Origin of the sequence: Neisseria sp. GT4A_CT1 (assembly GCF_000227275.1) — a bacterium.
Classification (GTDB): Bacteria; Pseudomonadota; Gammaproteobacteria; order Burkholderiales; family Neisseriaceae; genus Neisseria.
Genome location: NZ_JH164991.1, coordinates 1 through 1,008, shown reverse-complemented (window position 1 = coordinate 1,008; position 1,008 = coordinate 1). Strand labels below are relative to the sequence as shown.

The following is a 1,008-nucleotide window of genomic DNA, read 5'->3' as shown; positions in this document are numbered from 1 at the left end:
AATGCTCGAAAAAGCCCGCACCCCGGCTGACTGGCGAAGGAACGATGCTTCATTCGGACCAAGGTGTGCTGTACCGTACGGCGGGATATAGGGAATTGCTTGCGGAGCATTCCATGGTTCAAAGCATGTCGCGAAAGGCGAACTGTTGGGACAATGCGCCGATGGAAAGCTTCTTTGCGGTGTTGAAGACGGAGTGTTTCTATAACGCAGGTGAATTGACGGTAGATGAATTGATGAAGCAGATAGATGACTATATGGATTACTACAACCGGGAGCGTTGCAGTTTGAAATTGAAAAAGCTGAGTCCTGTCGCATACAGAACCCAGCTTGCACAGAGCGCCTGAATAGGCTTTTATGAGTGTCCAAGATTTGGGGGCCAGTTCAGGTTTTCAGACGACCTTTGTTTTATTTAAGATGCAATCAGTTTTGCGGTCGGTAAATCTTATCGAATACGCCGCCGTCGTTGAAAAATCGTGCTTGTGCTTTATGCCAGCCGCCGAAGGTTTCGTCGATGCCGACCAGTTTCAAATCGGGGAAGCGTGCTTTAAATTCGGTGCGTACGGCCTCGTCGGTGGGGCGGTAGAAATGGCGTGCCGCCATTCGTTGCGCTTCTTTGCTATACAGCATTTCCAAATAGGCTTTGGCGATTTGTTCCGTGCCTTTTTCTTTTGCTACTTCGCTGACCACGGCGACGGGCGGTTCGCACAGCATGGATATTGACGGCGTGATGATTTCAAATTGGTTCGGATTCTCCTGCAAGGCGAGGTGCGCTTCGTTTTCCCATACCAGCAAAACATCGCCGAATCCGCGCCGTGTAAAGGTAATGGTCGAACCGCGCGCGCCTGCGTCCATGACCGGCACGCGGCGGTAGAGTTCGGAAACAAATTGTTCTGCCGCCGCATCCCCGCCTTTTTCTTGTGCGTATGCCCAAGCCGACAGGAAATTCCAGCGTGCGCCGCCTGAAGTTTTCGGGTTTGCCGTGATAATTTGTACGTCGCCTTTGACCAA

Annotated in this window: 2 protein-coding genes; one reads left to right on the top strand and one right to left on the bottom strand. The window is 51.6% G+C overall.

Features of this window, described 5'->3' with window-relative positions; translation table 11 throughout:
• Positions 1–344 (top strand): IS3 family transposase (locus tag HMPREF1028_RS12870; protein WP_009313202.1); only part of this gene is annotated, 344 nt, incomplete at its 5' end.
• A gap of 76 nt (positions 345–420) precedes the next feature.
• Here HMPREF1028_RS12870 and HMPREF1028_RS12865 read toward each other — a convergent pair.
• Positions 421–1,008 (bottom strand): sulfate ABC transporter substrate-binding protein (locus tag HMPREF1028_RS12865; protein WP_036529875.1); only part of this gene is annotated, 588 nt, incomplete at its 5' end.